Origin of the sequence: Ensifer sesbaniae, from assembly GCF_013283665.1 — a bacterium.
Taxonomy (GTDB): domain Bacteria; phylum Pseudomonadota; class Alphaproteobacteria; order Rhizobiales; family Rhizobiaceae; genus Ensifer; species Ensifer sesbaniae.
In genome coordinates, this window is the sequence record NZ_JABEKU010000003.1 from 263,513 (window position 1) to 281,147 (window position 17,635).

General features: G+C 62.8%; 19 protein-coding genes. 12 read left to right on the forward strand and 7 right to left on the reverse strand.

What is annotated here, in order from left to right; all coding sequences use genetic code 11:
• Positions 1–259: 259 nt before the first annotated feature.
• From BHMPCIPO_RS29810 to BHMPCIPO_RS29825, 4 genes are all read left to right on the forward strand, one after another.
• Positions 260–1,096, forward strand: a complete 837-nt coding sequence (locus tag BHMPCIPO_RS29810; RefSeq protein WP_173520666.1) for an MBL fold metallo-hydrolase — start codon at positions 260–262, stop codon at positions 1,094–1,096.
• A gap of 17 nt (positions 1,097–1,113) precedes the next feature.
• The gene (locus BHMPCIPO_RS29815) at positions 1,114–1,596 is read left to right on the forward strand and encodes a DUF6636 domain-containing protein (RefSeq protein WP_173520437.1); all 483 of its coding nucleotides are present in this window, start codon (positions 1,114–1,116) and stop codon (positions 1,594–1,596) included.
• 84 nt (positions 1,597–1,680) lie between these two features.
• Complete coding sequence (locus BHMPCIPO_RS29820) at positions 1,681–2,427, forward strand: YebC/PmpR family DNA-binding transcriptional regulator (RefSeq protein WP_173520438.1); 747 nt, start codon at positions 1,681–1,683, stop codon at positions 2,425–2,427.
• A 72-nt stretch (positions 2,428–2,499) separates the two neighbouring features.
• Positions 2,500–3,129 (forward strand): HAD hydrolase-like protein, encoded by a 630-nt coding sequence (locus BHMPCIPO_RS29825; protein ID WP_173520439.1) that lies wholly within the window; start codon positions 2,500–2,502, stop codon positions 3,127–3,129.
• A gap of 10 nt (positions 3,130–3,139) precedes the next feature.
• Here the strand turns inward: BHMPCIPO_RS29825 and BHMPCIPO_RS29830 are convergent, their stop codons facing one another.
• Positions 3,140–4,138: an LLM class flavin-dependent oxidoreductase gene (locus BHMPCIPO_RS29830; protein ID WP_173520440.1), complete on the reverse strand. Its 999-nt coding sequence runs from the start codon at positions 4,136–4,138 to the stop codon at positions 3,140–3,142.
• Between the two features lie 170 nt (positions 4,139–4,308).
• On the opposite strand from BHMPCIPO_RS29830, the gene ruvC reads away from it, so the two are divergent.
• The 4 genes from ruvC (at position 4,309) to BHMPCIPO_RS29850 (ending at position 7,592) form a co-directional block, all read left to right on the forward strand.
• Positions 4,309–4,821: a crossover junction endodeoxyribonuclease RuvC gene (gene ruvC, locus BHMPCIPO_RS29835; protein ID WP_173520441.1), complete on the forward strand. Its 513-nt coding sequence runs from the start codon at positions 4,309–4,311 to the stop codon at positions 4,819–4,821.
• Positions 4,822–4,936: 115 nt separating this feature from the next.
• Positions 4,937–5,554, forward strand: coding sequence for a Holliday junction branch migration protein RuvA (ruvA, locus tag BHMPCIPO_RS29840; RefSeq protein WP_173520442.1), 618 nt, complete (start codon positions 4,937–4,939; stop codon positions 5,552–5,554).
• Between the two features lie 94 nt (positions 5,555–5,648).
• Positions 5,649–6,689, forward strand: a complete 1,041-nt coding sequence (gene ruvB / locus BHMPCIPO_RS29845; RefSeq protein WP_173520443.1) for a Holliday junction branch migration DNA helicase RuvB — start codon at positions 5,649–5,651, stop codon at positions 6,687–6,689.
• Positions 6,690–7,592, forward strand: coding sequence for a metallophosphoesterase (locus tag BHMPCIPO_RS29850; RefSeq protein ID WP_173520444.1), 903 nt, complete (start codon positions 6,690–6,692; stop codon positions 7,590–7,592). It abuts the gene before it with no gap.
• 21 nt (positions 7,593–7,613) lie between these two features.
• Here BHMPCIPO_RS29850 and BHMPCIPO_RS29855 read toward each other — a convergent pair whose 3' ends face one another.
• From BHMPCIPO_RS29855 to BHMPCIPO_RS29865, 3 genes are read right to left on the reverse strand one after another with little or no spacing between them, the layout of a single operon-like run.
• Positions 7,614–8,516: an NAD-dependent epimerase/dehydratase family protein gene (locus BHMPCIPO_RS29855; RefSeq protein WP_173520445.1), complete on the reverse strand. Its 903-nt coding sequence runs from the start codon at positions 8,514–8,516 to the stop codon at positions 7,614–7,616.
• Positions 8,513–9,373, reverse strand: a complete 861-nt coding sequence (locus tag BHMPCIPO_RS29860; RefSeq protein ID WP_173520446.1) for a glycosyltransferase — start codon at positions 9,371–9,373, stop codon at positions 8,513–8,515. The genes BHMPCIPO_RS29855 and BHMPCIPO_RS29860 overlap by 4 nt, the downstream gene beginning before the upstream one ends.
• Positions 9,370–10,590: an NAD-dependent epimerase/dehydratase family protein gene (locus BHMPCIPO_RS29865; RefSeq protein ID WP_173520447.1), complete on the reverse strand. Its 1,221-nt coding sequence runs from the start codon at positions 10,588–10,590 to the stop codon at positions 9,370–9,372. The genes BHMPCIPO_RS29860 and BHMPCIPO_RS29865 overlap by 4 nt, the downstream gene beginning before the upstream one ends.
• Positions 10,591–10,714: 124 nt before the next feature.
• On the opposite strand from BHMPCIPO_RS29865, the gene ybgC reads away from it, so the two are divergent.
• On the forward strand, positions 10,715–11,170 hold the full coding sequence (ybgC, locus tag BHMPCIPO_RS29870; protein WP_173520448.1) for a tol-pal system-associated acyl-CoA thioesterase: 456 nt from the start codon (positions 10,715–10,717) through the stop codon (positions 11,168–11,170).
• 109 nt (positions 11,171–11,279) lie between these two features.
• On the opposite strand, the gene ligD is transcribed toward ybgC, so the two are convergent.
• Genes ligD through BHMPCIPO_RS33925 form a run of 3 tightly spaced genes read right to left on the reverse strand, consistent with a single transcriptional unit; the run spans position 11,280 to position 15,237 of the window.
• Positions 11,280–13,874, reverse strand: coding sequence for a DNA ligase D (gene ligD, locus BHMPCIPO_RS29875; RefSeq protein WP_173520449.1), 2,595 nt, complete (start codon positions 13,872–13,874; stop codon positions 11,280–11,282).
• An 8-nt stretch (positions 13,875–13,882) separates the two neighbouring features.
• Complete coding sequence (ku, locus tag BHMPCIPO_RS29880; protein WP_173520450.1) at positions 13,883–14,731, reverse strand: non-homologous end joining protein Ku; 849 nt, start codon at positions 14,729–14,731, stop codon at positions 13,883–13,885.
• Complete coding sequence (locus BHMPCIPO_RS33925) at positions 14,731–15,237, reverse strand: hypothetical protein (protein ID WP_376741734.1); 507 nt, start codon at positions 15,235–15,237, stop codon at positions 14,731–14,733. Before BHMPCIPO_RS33925 ends, ku begins: the two co-directional genes overlap by 1 nt.
• 97 nt (positions 15,238–15,334) lie before the next feature.
• Here BHMPCIPO_RS33925 and tolQ point away from each other — a divergent pair, with 97 nt between their 5' ends.
• From tolQ to tolA, 3 genes are read left to right on the forward strand one after another with little or no spacing between them, the layout of a single operon-like run.
• Complete coding sequence (gene tolQ, locus BHMPCIPO_RS29890; RefSeq protein WP_173520451.1) at positions 15,335–16,057, forward strand: protein TolQ; 723 nt, start codon at positions 15,335–15,337, stop codon at positions 16,055–16,057.
• 26 nt (positions 16,058–16,083) lie between these two features.
• On the forward strand, positions 16,084–16,536 hold the full coding sequence (gene tolR / locus BHMPCIPO_RS29895; RefSeq protein WP_173520452.1) for a protein TolR: 453 nt from the start codon (positions 16,084–16,086) through the stop codon (positions 16,534–16,536).
• 9 nt (positions 16,537–16,545) lie between these two features.
• Positions 16,546–17,625: a cell envelope integrity protein TolA gene (tolA, locus tag BHMPCIPO_RS29900; protein ID WP_173520453.1), complete on the forward strand. Its 1,080-nt coding sequence runs from the start codon at positions 16,546–16,548 to the stop codon at positions 17,623–17,625.
• Positions 17,626–17,635 lie beyond the last annotated feature (10 nt).

Genomic DNA, 17,635 nt, shown 5'->3' on the forward strand with positions numbered 1-17,635 from the left:
ACTGTGATGCCCCGGCAGCGATGCCGGGGCCTTTGCCGTTGAGCGTCCAAATTCCTCGTTCTCTGTCGAGGGCGGTGACGTAAACGTGAGCAGCGCCGGCCGTTTGTAACTGGACGCGCCCGGGCCCTTGAACAATTCTCTCCCTGCCCGTGACGCCATCATCAGGCCGAGCGAAGGCAAAGGCATTCGCTGTTCAACGGCTGCAGTTCCCGCGCCCCTTCAGGCCCGGGTCAAGCAAGCAAAGTGAGAGAGGTGAAGGCTGATGCTCCGGTACCTTGTCTACACGTTCGCCGCCATATGGCTGATCCATGCATTCTGGCCGTCCGTCGCGCATGCGCAGCAGCAGCCGCGTCACGCCAGTCAGTGCCAGGCGATTGCCGAGGCCATACCGCAGGCGACCTTCGCCAGCTTCACGCCCGCGGCCGCCGTCAAGGGACAGGCGACTGCCGGTGAGGTGACCATCACTTATCTCGGTCATTCCACCTTCCTGATCGAGACGCCCGGCGGCATCTCGATCGCCACCGACTACAATGGTTGGTTCGTGCCTCCCACGCCGCCGACGGTCGCGACGATGAACAAGGCGCATTCGAGCCACTACACGCTGACACCCGACCCTGCGATCAGGACCGTGCTGCATGGCTGGGGCGACGACGGCGGACCGGCCCGTCACGACCTCGTGGTGGGTGACACCTATATCCGCAACGTCACGACCGACATCCGTGCAGGCGGCGGGGCAATGGAGCGTGACGGTAATTCAATCTTCATTTTCGAGGTCGCGGACCTTTGCATCGGCCATCTCGGTCATCTTCATCATGAGCTTGACGACAGCCACTACCGTCACATCGGCCGGCTCGACGTGCTCATGGTACCGGTCGACGGCGGTCTGACCATGGGGGCCGAAAGCATGAGCCGGGTCGTCAATCGACTGCGGTCGTCTCTGATCCTGCCGATGCACCGCCGCGGTCCGCCGATCGACGCCTTTCTCGACATGTTCGGCGACGACTACGACAAACGCTTCGCCGACAGCGCCAGCGTCAAGGTCTCGTTGCGTTCCTTGCCAAGCAAACCTCTGGTTTATATTCTCCAGGGCGTCTGAACGTTCAGGATCGCCCGATGAAGTTGCTTGTGGTTGGCGTATCGCTTTTCCTGTCACTGTCGACACTGGCCCAAGCGGGTGGCGCGCCGCCGCCACGCATGCCCTCTCCCGAAGGACAATGGCAGCAAAGCCAGCCGGAGCCGACCGTTGAGCCCGCGGGCGTGCAGGAGATATTCGTGATGCCATCGGGCAATATCGGCTGCGTCTACACGCCGGCCGGCGGCACGCCCGTCTATCAGCCTGCCGACGGCGGCCCGGAGCTTACCTGCGATATCGTCGTGCCGCGCTACGTTCGCGCCACGCTCGGCCGCACGGGTGCGGCCACCCTCAACCACGCCGTCGGTGATCCGAGCTGCTGTTCGTCCGGCCCGGTGCTCGACTACGGGCAAAGCTGGGCGCGGGGACCGTTCACCTGCGCCTCGGAGCGCACCGGCCTTTCCTGTCGTCGTGATGACGGACACAGCTTCCACCTGAGCCGCGCGCAGGTATCGGCCGACTGAAAAGCCGCGCCCCGGCTGGACGGAAAGCGGCAATAAAACTATAAGGCGCCCCATCCCTACATTATCATGCATGCAGAGGGTGCCATGGCTGGCCATTCACAGTTCAAGAACATCATGCACCGCAAGGGCCGTCAGGATGCGGTGCGCTCGAAAATGTTTTCCAAGCTCGCGCGCGAAATCACGGTTGCCGCCAAGGCCGGCATGCCGGACCCGGCGATGAACCCGCGCCTGCGCCTGGCGATCCAGAACGCCAAGGCACAGTCGATGCCGAAGGACAACATCGAACGGGCCATCAAGAAGGCCTCCGGCGGCGATGCGGAAAACTACGAAGAAGTCCGCTACGAGGGCTACGGCCCGGGCGGCGTTGCCGTCATCGTCGAGGCGCTGACCGATAACCGCAACCGTACCGCTTCCAGCGTGCGCTCGACCTTTACCAAGGCCGGCGGTGCGCTGGGCGAAACCGGATCGGTTTCCTTCTCCTTCGACCGCGTCGGCGAAATTACCTACAAGCTGTCCGCCGGTGACGCCGACAAGGTCATGGAAGCGGCGATCGAGGCGGGTGCCGACGACGTTACCACCGACGAGGAAGGCCACACGATCATCTGCGGTTTCGAGGCGATCGGCGAAGTCTCCAAGGCGCTCGAAGACACGCTCGGCGAAGCCGAGACCGTCAAGGCGATCTGGAAGCCGCAGAACACCGTGCCGGTCGACGAAGAAAAGGCACAGTCGCTGATGAAGCTCATCGACACGCTCGAAGACGATGACGACGTCCAGAACGTCTATTCGAACTTCGAAGTGTCGGACGAGATCCTGGCGAAGCTGTCCGCCTGATTGGACGCTCGGCAAGTTCCGGATTGTTCACCCGTGTCCGAAAGGGCACGGGTTTTTCATTGTACGGTTCCGATGACCTATGAATTTGCGATCTTCGATTTCGACGGCACGCTCGCCGACACCGCGGCGAGCTTCATGCTTGCCTGCAACAGTGCCGCACGGCGCTACGGCTTCCGTGAGCTTTCCATCGAGGAGTTCCAGTCGCTTAGGACGATGGGCAATCGCGAGATCATCGCGCATCTCGGCGTGCCCCTGTGGAAGCTGCCGCAGATCGCCATCTTTATGCGCCGGGCCATGGCGGCCGAGGCCGCATCCGTGCGGCTGTTTCCGGGCGTCGCCGAATTGCTTAGCCGGTTAAAGGCCGCCGGCATCGGCATCGCCATCGTCAGCTCGAATGCGGAAGACGGGATTCGCGCCGCACTCGGAGAGGCGGCTGCGTCCGTGGACATTCTCGAGTGCGGTGCCGCTCTCTTCGGCAAGGACCAGCATTTCAAGAAGGCGGTCCGATATTCCGGGCTGGACCCGACCCGGTTCCTGGCGATCGGCGACGAAGCACGCGACATCGAAGCGGCCCGCAAGGCGGGCATTGCCGCGGGAGCGGTGGCCTGGGGTTATGCCGATCCGGTCTTCCTGCAAAAGCTCGGACCGGATCGGTTTTTCACCCGCATGGAGGACATTGCGCCGGCTTTCGGCGTGGTCTGATCGCGCTTTCTCAGGCCTTCGCGAGATCGCGCTGGGCGTCGGCGAAGAGGCGAAGCGAGTGCAGGCGCGCCTCCATGTCGAAGATCGGTAGGGAGATGATCAGCTCATCGGCCTTCGTCTGATCGAGGAAGGTCGCGATTTTCCGGCGGATCGTCTCGGGCCCGCCGACGACCGCATACATCATCGAATGGTCCACGAAGATCTTTTCGTCATAGCTCCAGAGCCCGTCCATCGATTGAACCGGCGGCGGGAAGCGTCCGCGCGCATTGCGCCGCAGCGCCACGAAGGATTGCTGCATCGAGGTGAAGAGATAGTTCGCCTCCTCGTCCGTATCGGCGGCGACACCCATGACGCCGACCATGACATGCGGTCTGTCGAGCGTCGCGGACGGCGTGAAGCGTTCGCGATAGATCTCCAGCGCCGAGAGCAGCATGTCCGGCGCGAAATGCGAAGCGAAGGCGAAGGGAAGGCCGAGCATGCCGGCAAGATGAGCGCTGAAATGGCTCGAGCCCAACAGCCAGATCGGCACATTGGTGTCGGCGCCCGGAACGGCGATGATCTTCTGATCCTCGGCGACGGGGCCGAGCAGGGCCTGCAGTTCCACGACATCGTTCGGGAAATTGTTGCCGCTTGCCTCCATGTTGCGCCGGAGCGCCTGGGCCGTGCGCATGTCGGTTCCCGGCGCGCGGCCGAGGCCGAGATCGATGCGACCCGGATAGAGCGCGGCGAGCGTGCCGAACTGTTCGGCGATCACCAGCGGCGAATGGTTCGGCAGCATGATGCCGCCGGAGCCGACGCGGATCGTCTTCGTGGCTGCGGCCACGTGCGAGATCACGATGGAGGTCGCGGCGCTGGCGATGCCCTTCATGCCGTGGTGTTCCGCCAGCCAGAAGCGTTTGTAGCCGTTCTCCTCGGCGGCCTGCGCCAGGCGGCGGGAATTTTCGAGCGATTGGGCGACGCTGCCGCCTTCGGTGATCGGGGAGAGATCGAGGACGGAGAAAGTCGCCATGGCAAAGGCCTTTATTGAGGGAAATTGATGAAAGGCTATGTAAGCTCAATTTTCCTCAATCCAAGGGCGACGACCAAGAATTCCTGAAGCCCTGTTTCAACTGTGCGTATGTTTTTGTTTTGTTCACTTTTTGCTGGCAGCGTCCAGGCTGGCGTCATAGGGTGAATTTCATGCAGAATATGATTCGCATCATCGGCATCGATCCGGGCCTCCGCCGCACCGGCTGGGGCATCATCGAGACGCTCGGCAACTCGCTGCGTTTCGTTGCCTCCGGCACGGTCACCTCCGATGGCGAGATGGATCTTGCTTCGCGGCTTTGCCAGTTGCACGACGGCCTTGCCGAAGTGGTGCACAGCTACCAGCCGCACGAAGCGGCGGTCGAGCAGACCTTCGTCAACAAGGACGCGACGGCGACGCTGAAGCTTGGCCAGGCGCGCGGCATTGCGATGCTGGTGCCGGCGCGCGCGGGCTTGAGGGTCGCCGAATATGCGCCGAACGCGGTCAAGAAGGCCGTGATCGGCGTCGGCCATGGCGAGAAGCAGCAGATCCACATGATGATCAAGGTTCTGATGCCGAAGGTCGAGTTCAAGGGCAACGATGCGGCGGACGCACTGGCGATCGCCATCTGTCATGCCCACAATCGGCAATCGGTGACGAGCCGGCTCGCCGCATTGATGGCGTAGTTGCAGTAGATCTGAAGTGCTACACCGACTTCATCGCGTCTTGAGGCGCGCGACGCTGTAGAGAAGATATTTTCCGATGGTCTGAGCGACCATCCCCCACCGCGAGAGACGCCACATGATCGGCAAATTGAAGGGTACCATCGACGAGATCGGCGAGGATCACGTCGTGCTCGACGTGCATGGCGTCGGCTATGTCGCCTTTTGTTCGGCGCGCACCTTGTCCAAGCTCGGTTCGGCTGGCGAGGCGGCGATGCTCTTCATCGAGACCTATGTGCGCGAGGACCAGTTGAAGCTCTTCGGCTTCTTGACGGCGCTCGAGCGGGAGTGGTTTCGCTTGCTGCAAAGCGTGCAGGGCGTCGGCTCCAAGGTTGCGCTTGCGGTGCTCTCGACCCTGACGCCGGGCGAACTCGCCAATGCCATCGCGCTGCAGGACAAGACCTCGGTCTCCCGCGCGCCGGGTGTCGGCCCCAAGGTGGCGGTGCGCATCGTCACCGAACTCAAGAACAAGGCACCGTCCTTTGCCGGCGAGATGGCGTCGTCGATCGGCCTCAAGCAGGAGCTTGGCGAAGGGGTCGCCTCCGCGCCGGTGTCGGATGCGGTTTCGGCGCTGACCAATCTCGGCTATTCGCGCGACCAGGCGGCCAATGCGGTTGCCGCCGCGCTGAAGAATGGCGGTGAGGGGGGAGACAGTGCCAAGCTCATCCGCCTCGGCCTCAAGGAACTGGCGCGATGAGCGCTTGCCTTGGCGGGGCGCAGAAGGCAGAACGGAAGGGGCCGGACGCAGGTGGGTGCCTGCGCCATGACGACCGACCAATTGGAACGAATGCATGACTGATGCGGCACGTCTGATAACGCCGGAAAAGCGCGGCGAGGATCTCGACGCGACCATGCGCCCGCAGTCGCTGGACGAGTTTACCGGCCAGGCGGAAGCGCGCGCCAACCTGAAGATCTTCATCGAAGCGGCCAAGAACCGCGGCGAGGCGCTGGATCACGTACTGTTCGTCGGCCCGCCCGGCCTCGGCAAGACGACGCTTGCGCAGATCATGGCCAAGGAGCTCGGCGTCAATTTCCGCTCGACCTCCGGCCCGGTCATAGCCAAGGCCGGCGATCTCGCCGCACTGCTCACCAATCTCGAAGAGCGCGACGTGCTCTTCATCGACGAAATCCACCGGCTCAATCCGGCGGTCGAAGAAATCCTCTATCCGGCGATGGAGGATTTCCAGCTCGACCTCATCATCGGCGAAGGCCCGGCCGCACGTTCGGTGAAGATCGATCTCTCGAAGTTCACGCTGGTGGCAGCAACCACCCGCCTCGGCTTGCTGACGACACCGCTTCGTGACCGTTTCGGCATCCCGGTGCGGCTCAACTTCTACACCGTCGAAGAACTGGAATCGATCGTCCGGCGCGGCGCCCGGCTGATGGGGCTCGGCATGACCGACGATGGCGCGCGCGAGATCGCCCGTCGCGCCCGCGGCACGCCGCGCATCGCCGGGCGGCTGCTGCGCCGGGTGCGCGATTTTGCCGAAGTGGCGCGCGCCGAGGCCGTGACCAAGGAGATCGCCGACGAAGCACTGACACGGCTGCTCGTCGATAATATGGGGCTCGACCAGCTCGACCGCCGCTATCTCTTCATGATCGCGCAGAATTTCGCTGGCGGACCCGTCGGCATCGAAACCATAGCCGCCGGGCTCTCCGAACCGCGCGACGCGATCGAAGACATCATCGAGCCCTATCTGATCCAGCAAGGTTTCATACAGCGGACGCCGCGCGGCCGTATCTTGACCGCAAATGCCTGGAAACATATCGGCCTCAATCCGCCGAAAGAGGTCGAGGCGACACAATTTCGGCTGACACTCGAGGACGAATAGATGATTACCCGCCGCGGATTGTTGAAAATGATCGGCGGCGGGATTGCCAGCATGGCAGCGCTTAGCGGTTACGCCTTCGCCGTCGAACCATTGGCCCGGCTGAATGTAACCCGCTACTCGCTGACGCCGCCCGGCTGGACACCCGGCCTGAAATTGCGTGTCGTCGCGCTCGCCGATATCCATGCCTGCGAACCCTGGATGCCGGCAAGCCGCATCGCCTCGATCTGCCGCCAGGCCAATGATCTCGGCGGCGACGTAACCGTGCTTCTCGGTGATTACGCGGCCGGTATGAATTTCGTTACCCGCTATGTCCACTCCAGCGAATGGGCTAAGTCGCTTGCGACGCTTACGGCGCCGCTCGGCGTCCATGCCGTCATGGGCAATCACGACTGGTGGGAGGACAAGACCGCGCAGAGAAACGGAAGCGGTCCGACCTTCGGACACAAGGCGCTGCAGGATGTCGGCATCAACGTCTACAGCAACCGGGCAGTCCGGCTGGAGAAAGAAGGGCAGGGCTTCTGGATCGCCGGTCTCGAAGACCAGCTCGCCCTGGTGCCGGGCAAGAAGTGGCAGCGGCAGCGCATGAAAGGTCTCGACGATCTCGAGGGCACGCTGGCGCAGGTGAGCGATGGCGATCCGGTCATTCTGCTGGCACACGAGCCGGACATCTTCCCGAGCGTTCCCTCACGCGTCGCGTTGACATTGTCGGGCCATACCCATGGCGGCCAGGTGCGGCTTCTCGGCTACGCGCCCGTGGTGCCCTCGCGCTTCGGCGATCGCTACGCCTATGGCCATATGGTCGAGAACGATTGCAACCTGATCGTTTCCGGAGGTCTCGGCTGTTCGCTTGCGCCGGTTCGTTTCGGCGTGCCGCCGGAAATCGTCGTCATCGACCTTGGTTAGCTGATCCGAGGTCCGGAGGCTTTACGCGGGCCTGATGTCCTCGAGCAGACCCCTGATCGAGGTCGCCAGCCGCTCCGATCCGCCAGGCTGCCAGCCGAGCTGGCGCAATTTTTCAGTCGCCATAACCAGATAGCCATCCGCCGAAACGGTCTCCGGCAATGGGTGCGGGCATCCGGTCAGTGCCTGCACCAGCGAGAGAATTTTCCTGACGTCGAGCAGCAGGTCCGAAACGTTGAAGACCTCACCCCGCACCGCGGCGCTATCCGCTTCGAGCATCAGGCGCACCGCGGCACCCACGTCATCGCCATGGATCTCGGTGCCGATCCGCGGCTGGATCGGTTTTCCTTCAAGATAGCTCGCAAACAGGTCGGCCCACTTGTGCCGTCGGCCAGGACCAGCGGCACCGTATACGCCGGTGACCCGCAGGCTTGCCGGGATGAAGTCCTCGGTTGCAAGCATCCGCAAGTGATCTTCGACCGCGACCTTCACCTGGCCATAAAGCGTGTCCGGGTCTGGCGGCGACGTCTCGTCGAGACGGCCAGCGCGGCGACTGCCGTAGACGGCGCGGCTCGACAGAAACACGCAGCGCTTAACGCCGGCCGCCCGTGCCGTCTCGAACAGGCGGACCGAGCCGTCGATATTCGCACGGCAGAAGCCTTGCGGATCGTCGCCTTCACCGCCGCGATACCTGCCCTCGACATGTTCGAATGCAGCATGGACGAAGGCGGCAACGCCTTCGAATACGGCGGCTTGGTCGAGATCCGGATCGAGAAACAACGGCACGAAGCGAAGATCGGCGGTGAAATAGCCGGGGTCGGGCGGATGGCGGCCGCCGACGATCACCTCGTATCCGTTCCGCAACAAATGCTCGACGATGAAGCGGCCGACGAAACCGGTGCCGCCGGAGACCAGGACCCGTGTCATCGGCGTACCGGATTGGGGAGAGAAGCGATCTCCGGAATGTCGTCCCCGGTCAGGAAGGCAAACCAGAGGTCGATCAGCGGCCGCAAGGCCTCGGCACGGGGATGGTCCTTTTCCCAGGGCTTTTCATACTGGTAGTGCAGGACGCCGATCGAGCGCCAGTCCCAGAGGTCGGGCATGTTGAACCAGACATATTGCAACATGTTCATCGTCACCGGCAGGCCGTGCCAATCCGGGAAGAAAGTCTGCAGGAAGGTCTGGTCGGTGCGCGGCCAGAAGGCCTCGGGTGCGTCGAGACGAGCGAGCATCCGTCCGAATGTCGCGAGCGAAGGCTCGGCGACGAAGACGCCGGAGTTCAGCCGGTGAAAGTCGGCGAGGCTTCCGTAGACGTTCGGCGCGGCGGAGAACTCCGGATAGGAAAACAGCCGGTCGATGTTCCTGAGCACGATCGCGTCGGCGTCGATGAAGACGCAGCGGCGGTATTCGACGAGTTGCCAGAGCCTGAGCTTGCAGAAATTGTCGAGCGGCGAGTGAAAGGCGGGTTTGCGGCCCTTGGTAAAGGGCGCCGTCTCATGCACGTTCCGGCGCTGGTGGCGCTCGTTGAAGGCGTCGGAGAGCGGCAGGAGGTCGGCCTCGACGAGGCGGCAGCCGAACTCGGCCAGCGGCGCCAGCGCGTCGAGCGAGACGCCGCCGGTATGCAGCACCACAATATCGGCCTCGGTGCCGGAGAGGCGCAGCGAGCGCGCCAAAGCGCGGGCCCCGAGCGCATAGTCGGCATTGGTGACCAGCGTCACGAAGGCATGGCCGGCAGAAGGAGGCGAGGAGGGGCGGAGCCCCTCCGAAGGGTCGGTGGATGTCATGAAACGGATTTCAGCCGCTTGCCCTCTGGGTCGTGGTTGATGAGCGGCGCAATGTCCTTGGTCCAGGCGGAGACGGCGGGCACGCGCGTGCGATCGACACGATAGGCGAATTTCTTCGCGACATCGACGATTTCCGACAGCAGCCCGTCCTGCAGCCGCGTCGGGTTGAGGCCGAGGCCTAAGAACTTCTCATTGTGGACGACGAGTTCGTTCTCGGCCGCTTCCTTGCGCGGGTTGGGCAGCCAGGCGATCTGCGCGCCGGTGATCGCAGCGATCATCTCGGCAAGGTCGCGTACCCGGTGGGTCTCGGTCATCTGGTTGAAGATCTCGACGCGGCTGCCCCGGGCCGGCGGGTTCTTCAGCGCCAGCTCGATGCAGCGGACCGAATCCTGGATGTGGATGAAGGCGCGCGTCTGGCCGCCGGTGCCGTGCACCGTCAGGGGATAGCCGATCGCCGCCTGGATCAGAAAGCGATTCAAGACGGTGCCATAGTCGCCGTCATAATCGAAGCGGTTGATGAGCTGCGGGTGGCGGCGCGTCTGTTCGGTATGGGTGCCCCAGACGATACCCTGGTGCAGGTCGGTGATCCTGAGGCCGTCGTTCTTTGCGTAGAACTGGAACAGCAACTGATCCAGGCACTTGGTCATGTGATAGATCGAGCCGGGATTGGAGGGATAGAGGATCTCCTGGCTGACGGTCTCGCCGCCCATCGTCTCGATGCCAACAGGCAGGTATCCCTCGGGGATCGCCGCGCCGACGGTCGAATAGCCGTAGACGCCCATGGTGCCGAGATGCACCAGATGCGCATCGAGCTCGAGCTCGACCAACGCATTCAAGAGATTGTGCGTGGCGTTGACGTTGTTGTTGACCGTGTAGTTCTTGTGGCGGTCGCTCTTCATGGAATAGGGCGCGGCGCGCTGTTCGGCGAAATGCACGATCGCATCCGGGCGCTGTTCGGCGAGCCAGTTCTTGAGCAGTTCGTAGTCGCGGGCGAGGTCAATCAGATTGAAATGGATGCGGCGGCCGGTTTCGGCGTGCCAGATACGGGTGCGCTCCTGGATCGAGTCCATCGGTGTCAGCGATTGCACGCCGAGCTCCGTATCGATCCAGCGGCGGGAAAGATTGTCGAGGATGTGGACATCGTGGCCGGCATCGGACAGGTGAAGGGCCGTGGGCCAGCCGACGAAACCGTCGCCGCCGAGAATCGCAATCTTCATGCACGCTCTCCTGATCGAGAAGGAAGTCCGTCACGTGATAGGATAGGATTGTGACAACGCTGCAATGCTTGCAAATGGCTTTTTGTTCCTGCACAGGAAACGGGAAATTCTTTCGGAGAAAAGCATGTCCCTGATTTCGCTCGCAGGCGAACTGACCGAACATGGCCATCGGCTGATCCAGCGCGTCTACTACGAAGACACAGATTTTTCCGGCGTCGTCTATCATGCCCGTTACCTGCACTTCATGGAGCGCGCCCGCACCGACTTCCTGCGGCTGCTCGGCGTCGAACAGGCGACGCTCGCGATCGAAGGCGACAGCGAAGGCCTGGTCTTCGTCGTGCATCGCATGGAGATCGACTTCAAGCTGCCTGCCCGCATGGACGACATCCTGACGATTACAACGGTCACGGAGAAGGCCGGTGGCGCCAAGATGGTGCTGCAGCAGGAGATCCGCCGTGGTGAGCAACTGCTGATCGCCGCCAAGGTGATCATCGCCGTCATCAACGGTCAGGGTCGGCCGCGGCGTTTGCCGGAAGCGCTGGCGTACAAGTTCCAACATGCGAAGGAAAGCGTGGGATAACCGGGGCTGCGCCGGGCAGAAGCGGCATAGAGCATCCAGTTTTCAAGTGGAATCACTGAAAGCGGAGAAGATGCTCTCGAATCAAGTGCTGGAGCGTCCTTTGTGCGTTCTAGTCGGTCGCCTTCGCCCCGACCTTGTTCAGGATCTTCTTGGTCAGGGATTGGCGGATGCCGGCAAGATCCTTCCAGGGATCTTCGCCGCTTTCGATCCGGTCGAGAATATCGGCGATGCGGAAACTGTTGGCGGCTTTGAGGCCGGAAAGCTCATCCCAGCTGACCGGCGTGGCGACCGGCCCGCCGGCGCGCGCCCGGGTCGAGTAGGGCGCGATCGCGGTGGCGGCGCGTTCGTTTCTCAGCCAGTCGATGAAGATGCGTCCCTTGCGTTTGGCTTTCGACATGGTGGCGATGAACTTGTCCGGATCGCGTTCGGCGAAACCTTGGGCAAAGGTCTTGGCGAAGGCCTTGGCTTCCGGCCAGGCGGCGCGCGCCGTCAGCGGCACGATGACATGCACGCCCTTGCCGCCGGTAACCATGGGCATCGATTTCAGCCCGATCTCGTCAAGGGCGTCGCGCAGAGCGACGGCGGCCGCCTTCACGGTGTCGAAGTCGACGCTCGGGTCGGGATCGAGGTCGAAGACCAGCCGGTCGGGTGTCTCGAGCTTGTCGAAGCGCGATCCCCAGATGTGGAACTCCAGAGTGCCCATCTGTACCGCGGCGACTAGGCCCTTGGCATCGCGCACATACATGTAGCTTTCGGTCTCGCCGGAGCTTTCCTCGACGGGGACTTCCTTGATCTCGTCGGGAAAGCCGTCACTGGCATGCCTCTGGTAGAAGCACTGCCCCTTGCCGCCCTGCGGGCAGCGCACAAGCGACAAGAGATGCTCGGCCGCGTAGGGCAGCATCCGATCGGCGACGACTGCGTAGTAGCGGGAGAGATCCAGTTTGCTGATGCCCTGGCCCTCGAACAGGATGCGGTCTGGGTGGGTGATCCGCACGCCAAGGACGGTTTCGTCCGCTGCGGTCGATCCCCCCTTTGCGTTCGTTGCCTTCGAGGATTCCGCCTGGGACTTGCCTGAGGACTTCGTTGCGGGTTTCGGCGTTTCGAGTGTCACAGCCTTTGCCTCCTTGTCCTCCCGCAGCCCCTCGAAGGCGCCGTGGCGGATATGTCCATCATCGGTAAATTCGGTGAAATCGATCTCTGCGACCATGTCCGGCCTGATCCAGATCGCGTCCCTTGCGATCTCGCGCGGGACGCTCGCGAAGGGACTGGTCGCGCGACGGCGTTTGGCGAAAGCGGCCGAGAGCGTCTCCATGCGTTCCTCGTCGAAACCGGTTCCGACGCGTCCGCGATAGATGAGTTCGCCCTTGTCGAAGGTGCCGACGAGAAGCGAGGCAAAGGCGCGTCCTTTCTTCGTCGACGGCGAGTAGCCGCCAATGACGAATTCCTGGCGCCTTGTGCATTTGATCTTGAGCCAGCTTCGGGTTCGCTGATTGCTGTAGGGTGCCTCCGCCTGTTTGGCGATGATGCCCTCTTGGCCGGCCTTGCAGATGGTCGAGAAGACTTCCGGTCCGTTGCCGCGCACGTGTTCGCTGTATTGAATGGTGCTGGATGGCGGCAGGGATCTGAGCAGCCGCTTCAGTGTCTCCTTCCGCTCGATCAGCGGCAGGCGGCGCAGGTCGCGGCCGTCGAGGTGAAGCAGGTCGAAGGCATAGAAGCGTGTCTCGCCGCCGCCTTTCAGGGCCTTCTGCAGGGCGGAGAACGATGACCCCTCCTTGGACACGGCAACGGCCTCGCCGTCGATAAGCGCAGACGTGCAGTCGAGTTCCGCCAATGCCTTGGAGATTTTTTGGAATTTCTCGGTCCAGTCGAGTCCGGTGCGCGTGTGGCAGATGGCCTTGCCGCCGCCGATGGCTACCACCAGGCGATAACCATCGAACTTGACCTCGTTCAGCCAAGCGTCACCCTCTGGCGCCTCCGAAACCAGCGTTGCCAGTTGTGGCTTCTGAAAAGCGGGTGGCTTGCCCTTGGCCGATCTCTTCGGCGGTGTGTCGACCGCGCCCACCCTCAGATTCGCGGCTGTACTTTTGTCGGATGCCCAGACGTGCTTCCTGCGTTCGCCCTTGCCGGCGGCGATCTCATCCATGGTCCGGCCGGTGGTGACGCTCGTCTGATGGTCCTCCAGGAGAGTTTCACCATCGTCGGAGGCGGCGTCATCCCCCTCCTTGATGAGCAGCCAGTTCTCGCGCTTCTCGCCGGAGCGCGGCCGCATGCGGACCAGTGCCCAGCCGCCATGCAGGCGCTGGCCATGAAGTTGAAACGTCAGCTTGCCTTCGCGCAATCCCTTCTCGGGATCGTTTTCCGGTTCCCACCAGCCGGTGTCCCACAACATGACGGTGCCGCCGCCATATTGCTTCTCTGGGATCGTTCCCTCGAAATCGCCATAGGCAAGCGGGTGGTCTTCGGTTCGAACGGCGAGACGCTTGTCCTCCGGGTTGAGGCTAGGCCCGCGGGTCACGGCCCAGCTTTTCAGAACGCCGTCCCATTCCAGTCGGAAATCGTAATGAAGGCGTGTGGCGTCATGCTTCTGCACCAGGAAGCGCCTTTGGTTCGAGCGACTGCGACCGATCTTGCCCTTTGGTTCGCGGGTCTCGCGGAAATCGCGGCGTCTGTTGTATTCGGCCAGGGGATCGTGGTTGGTGGCCATGCTTCACCTCACGCGGATTTGCGCTGGCGAGACGGCGCCGGTTTGGACTTTGCCGGCTTCTTCCCGTCACCTGCTTCAAGGCTCTGCTTCAGCGCCGACATCAGATCGACGACATTGTCGCCGCGGCGTTCGGGACGCTCGTCCTCATCGACGGAAACGCGGTTCGACTTCCCCTTCATCTTGCGCTTGACGAGTTCGGTGAGTGCCGCGGTGTAATTGTCCTTGAATGCGGCGGCGTCGAAGGGCGCGGTTTTGCGATCGATGAGCGCCGTTGCGACGTCCAACAGGTCTTTTTCCGCTTTCTTGCCGGAGATGTCGGAAAACATCGGCTCCGCCTTTCTCAATTCATCGGCATATCTCAGCGTCTCGAGCAGCAGGCCATCGCCGCAGGGCCGGACCGCAACCAGGTATTCGCGGCCGCGCAACGTCAACTGGCCAAGCCCGATCTTCGATGCGGCTCTCAGAGCATCGCGAACCACACGGTAGGCGTCTTCGGCGAGATCGTCGGCAGGCACGACGTAGTAGGGCTTGTCGAAGTAGATCGGCGAGATGTCGCAGGCGCCGACGAACTGCACGAGTTCGAGGGTCTTTTTCGTCTCGAGCTTGATGGAGTCCACTTCCTCCGGCTCGAGCAGCACGTATTTGCCGGGCTCGTACTCGTATCCCTTGACGATATCGTTCGTGTCGACCGGACCAACGCCTTCGACGACCTTTGCGTGGTGCACCGGCTTGCCGGAGGGCTCGTGGATCTGGCGGAAAGCCACCTTTGCGCTGGCGCGGGTGGCGCTGAAGAGCTCGATGGGAATCGACACCAGTGAGAGCCGAAGCTGCCCCTTCCATAGGGCGCGCGCCGCCATCACCGGCCTCCACGCAGGCGCCGAATGCTCGGCGTATCTTCGACTATGGCCGATCGCGACCTGTCCTGGGCCAAAGCCCGCTCGATATGGGCGATGTCCTCGACGGTGACGACCGGGATCGGGTCGGAAATGATCGCCTGCAGGACATCAGTCGACAGCACGCCATGGGCGAGAGCGTCCTCCAATGCGGCCCGCGTCTCCCGCTCGGCCTTGAGCTCGGCATAAAGGGCAAGGATCAACCGGTCCCGCGGATCAAAATGCGGCGAGGAAGATCGTTTGTCGCGCTGTCGTGTCGTCGGCTGGCCCATGCCGAAGAAACGTGCCCGGCCAAGGTAAGTTCCGGCCGGCAGGTGATACTGCAAAGACACAGTACGGTAACGGTTGTTTAACCATAATGGTGTCTTAATCACTGCATCAGGATTTGTGCAGTGCACGTCATCCTTTGACCAAAATTGACGGCAAGAAGGCAACCTAAAGCTAATTAAGGTCGCGATGGTGCGATCCACGGCGGTGCCGGGCATTCTTGCAAACAGGACGTTTGGGCTACCCGGTCACGAGCATGAGCCGCTCTTGCCGGGTGTTTGGATTCGGGGACTGAAGACGATGGAACAGGTTGGATTGGCCGCTGCGACGCACGACGTGACCCTCTGGTCGCTGTTCATGCAGGCGGGCTTTGTCGTGAAGCTGGTCATGCTGGGGCTGATTTCCGCCTCGGTGTGGACCTGGGCGATCGTTGTCGACAAGACGCTGAACTACGGTCGCGTGCGCCGTCAGCTCGACAACTTCGAGCAGGTGTTCTGGTCCGGCCAGTCGCTGGAAGAGCTCTACCGGACTCTGGCCGACAGGCAGACCGCCGGAATGGGGGCGATCTTCGTTTCCGCCATGCGCGAGTGGAAGAAGAGCTTCGAGCGCGGCGCCCGGTCGCCGATCGGCCTGCAGATGCGTATCGATCGCGCCATGGACGTGACGCTCGCCCGTGAATCGGAATCGCTGGAAGCGCGTCTCGGTTCGCTCGCAACCATCGGTTCGGCCGCACCCTTCATTGGCCTCTTCGGTACGGTCGTCGGTATCATGACTTCGTTCCAGGCGATCGCCGGCTCGAAGTCGACCAACCTCGCGGTCGTGGCGCCCGGTATCGCCGAAGCGCTGCTCGCCACCGCGATCGGCCTGCTCGCCGCTATCCCGGCGGTTATCGCCTACAACAAGTTTTCGGCCGACGCCGGCAAGCTGTCGGCACGCATGGAAGGATTTGCCGACGAGTTCTCGGCCATCCTGTCGCGGCAGATCGACGAGAAGCTGCAGAGCCCGCGCCAGGCCGCGCAATAATCGCCAGAGATACGGAGACCACGCTGATGGGTATGTCGGTTGGCGGAGCCAAGGGTTCGGGCGGCGGACGTCGCCGCCGCGGCGGCAAGAAGGCCGTGATGAGCGAGATCAACGTCACGCCTTTCGTCGACGTCATGCTCGTGCTGTTGATCATCTTCATGGTGGCGGCGCCGATGATGACGGTCGGCGTGCCGATCGACCTGCCGGAAACGCAGGCGAAGGCGCTCAATTCCGATACGCAACCGATCACCGTCTCGGTCAATCCTTCCGGTGAGATCTACCTGCAGGAAACGCCGATCGCGATCGATGAAGTCGTGCCGAAGCTCGAGGCGATCGCCACCACCGGCTATAACGAGCGCATCTATGTGCGCGGCGACACCAATGCCGACTACGGCACGGTCATGAAGGTCATGGCCCGCATCTCCGCCGCAGGCTTCAAGAATCTCGGCCTTGTCACGCTGCAAGAACAGGAAAAGTGATCGTCCACGATGAAGGGCAGTCTCGCTACATCTGCTGTCCTCCACGCCATGGTCTTGACCTGGGCGCTGGTGTCGCTTGGCAGCCCGGCTGACTTCCAGGTCGCCGACGTCGAGGCTTTGCCTGTCGACATCGTTCCCTATTCGGAAATGACCCAGGTTCAGCAGGGCGACAAGAAGGCGCCGAAGAAGGAGACCTCGTCTCCGGTTCCGACCAAGCGTCCGGAGACGAACCAGCCGGCCGAGAACGTCGGCGACAACGACACCGACCTGAAGACGCCGCCGACGCCGAACGCCAAGCCGTCGAAGAGCGAAGCCCAGGCCTCGCCGCAAAAGAACGAAAAGCCCGAGCCGACGCCCGATCCGGTCGAGCAGGAAATCAAGAAGGTCGAGGAGGCCAAGCCTGCTTCCGAACCGGCGACCGAGGTCGCAGCCCTGCCGGAACCCAAGCAGGAAGTGAAGCCGGAGACGAAGCCCGACCCGACGCCCGCCGAAGAAAAGCCGGCCGAGAACCCGGAAGCCGAAGCGCTGCCCGAAAAGGTGCCGACCCCGGCCGCAAAGCCCAAGGTCGAAAAGCCGGCCCAGAGTGCCAAGACGCCTGAACGCAAGAACGAGGCAACGCCGAAGGAACAGAAGAAGGCGGCGTCCACCGAAGAAAGCAAGTTCGACGCCGACGAGATTGCCGCCCTGCTCAACCGGCAGGATCCGTCCGCCGGTGGCGCCAAGCGCTCGACGCAAGAGGCGGCTCTCGGCGGCAAGAAGACGATCGGTGTGGGCCTCAGCGCCAACGAGATCGACGGCGTGAAGGGTCAGATCCAGGGCAACTGGTCGCTGACACCAGGTCTCACCGGCGTTCAGGAAGTCCGGGTGACGATCAAGGTCCAGCTGGATCCGGCAGGCAACATCGTCGGCACGCCGGAAGTGACGGCAACCGGCGGACCTGAAGGAACGCGTCGCGCTGTCGAAAGCAGCACGCTGCGTGCGCTCCGCCGCTCGTCGCCGCTACAGAACCTGCCACCTGAAAAATATGATGGCGAAAAAGGATGGAATACCCTCGTGCTGAACTTCGACCCCTCGGAATTCGCACTCTGAGCTGCCGGGA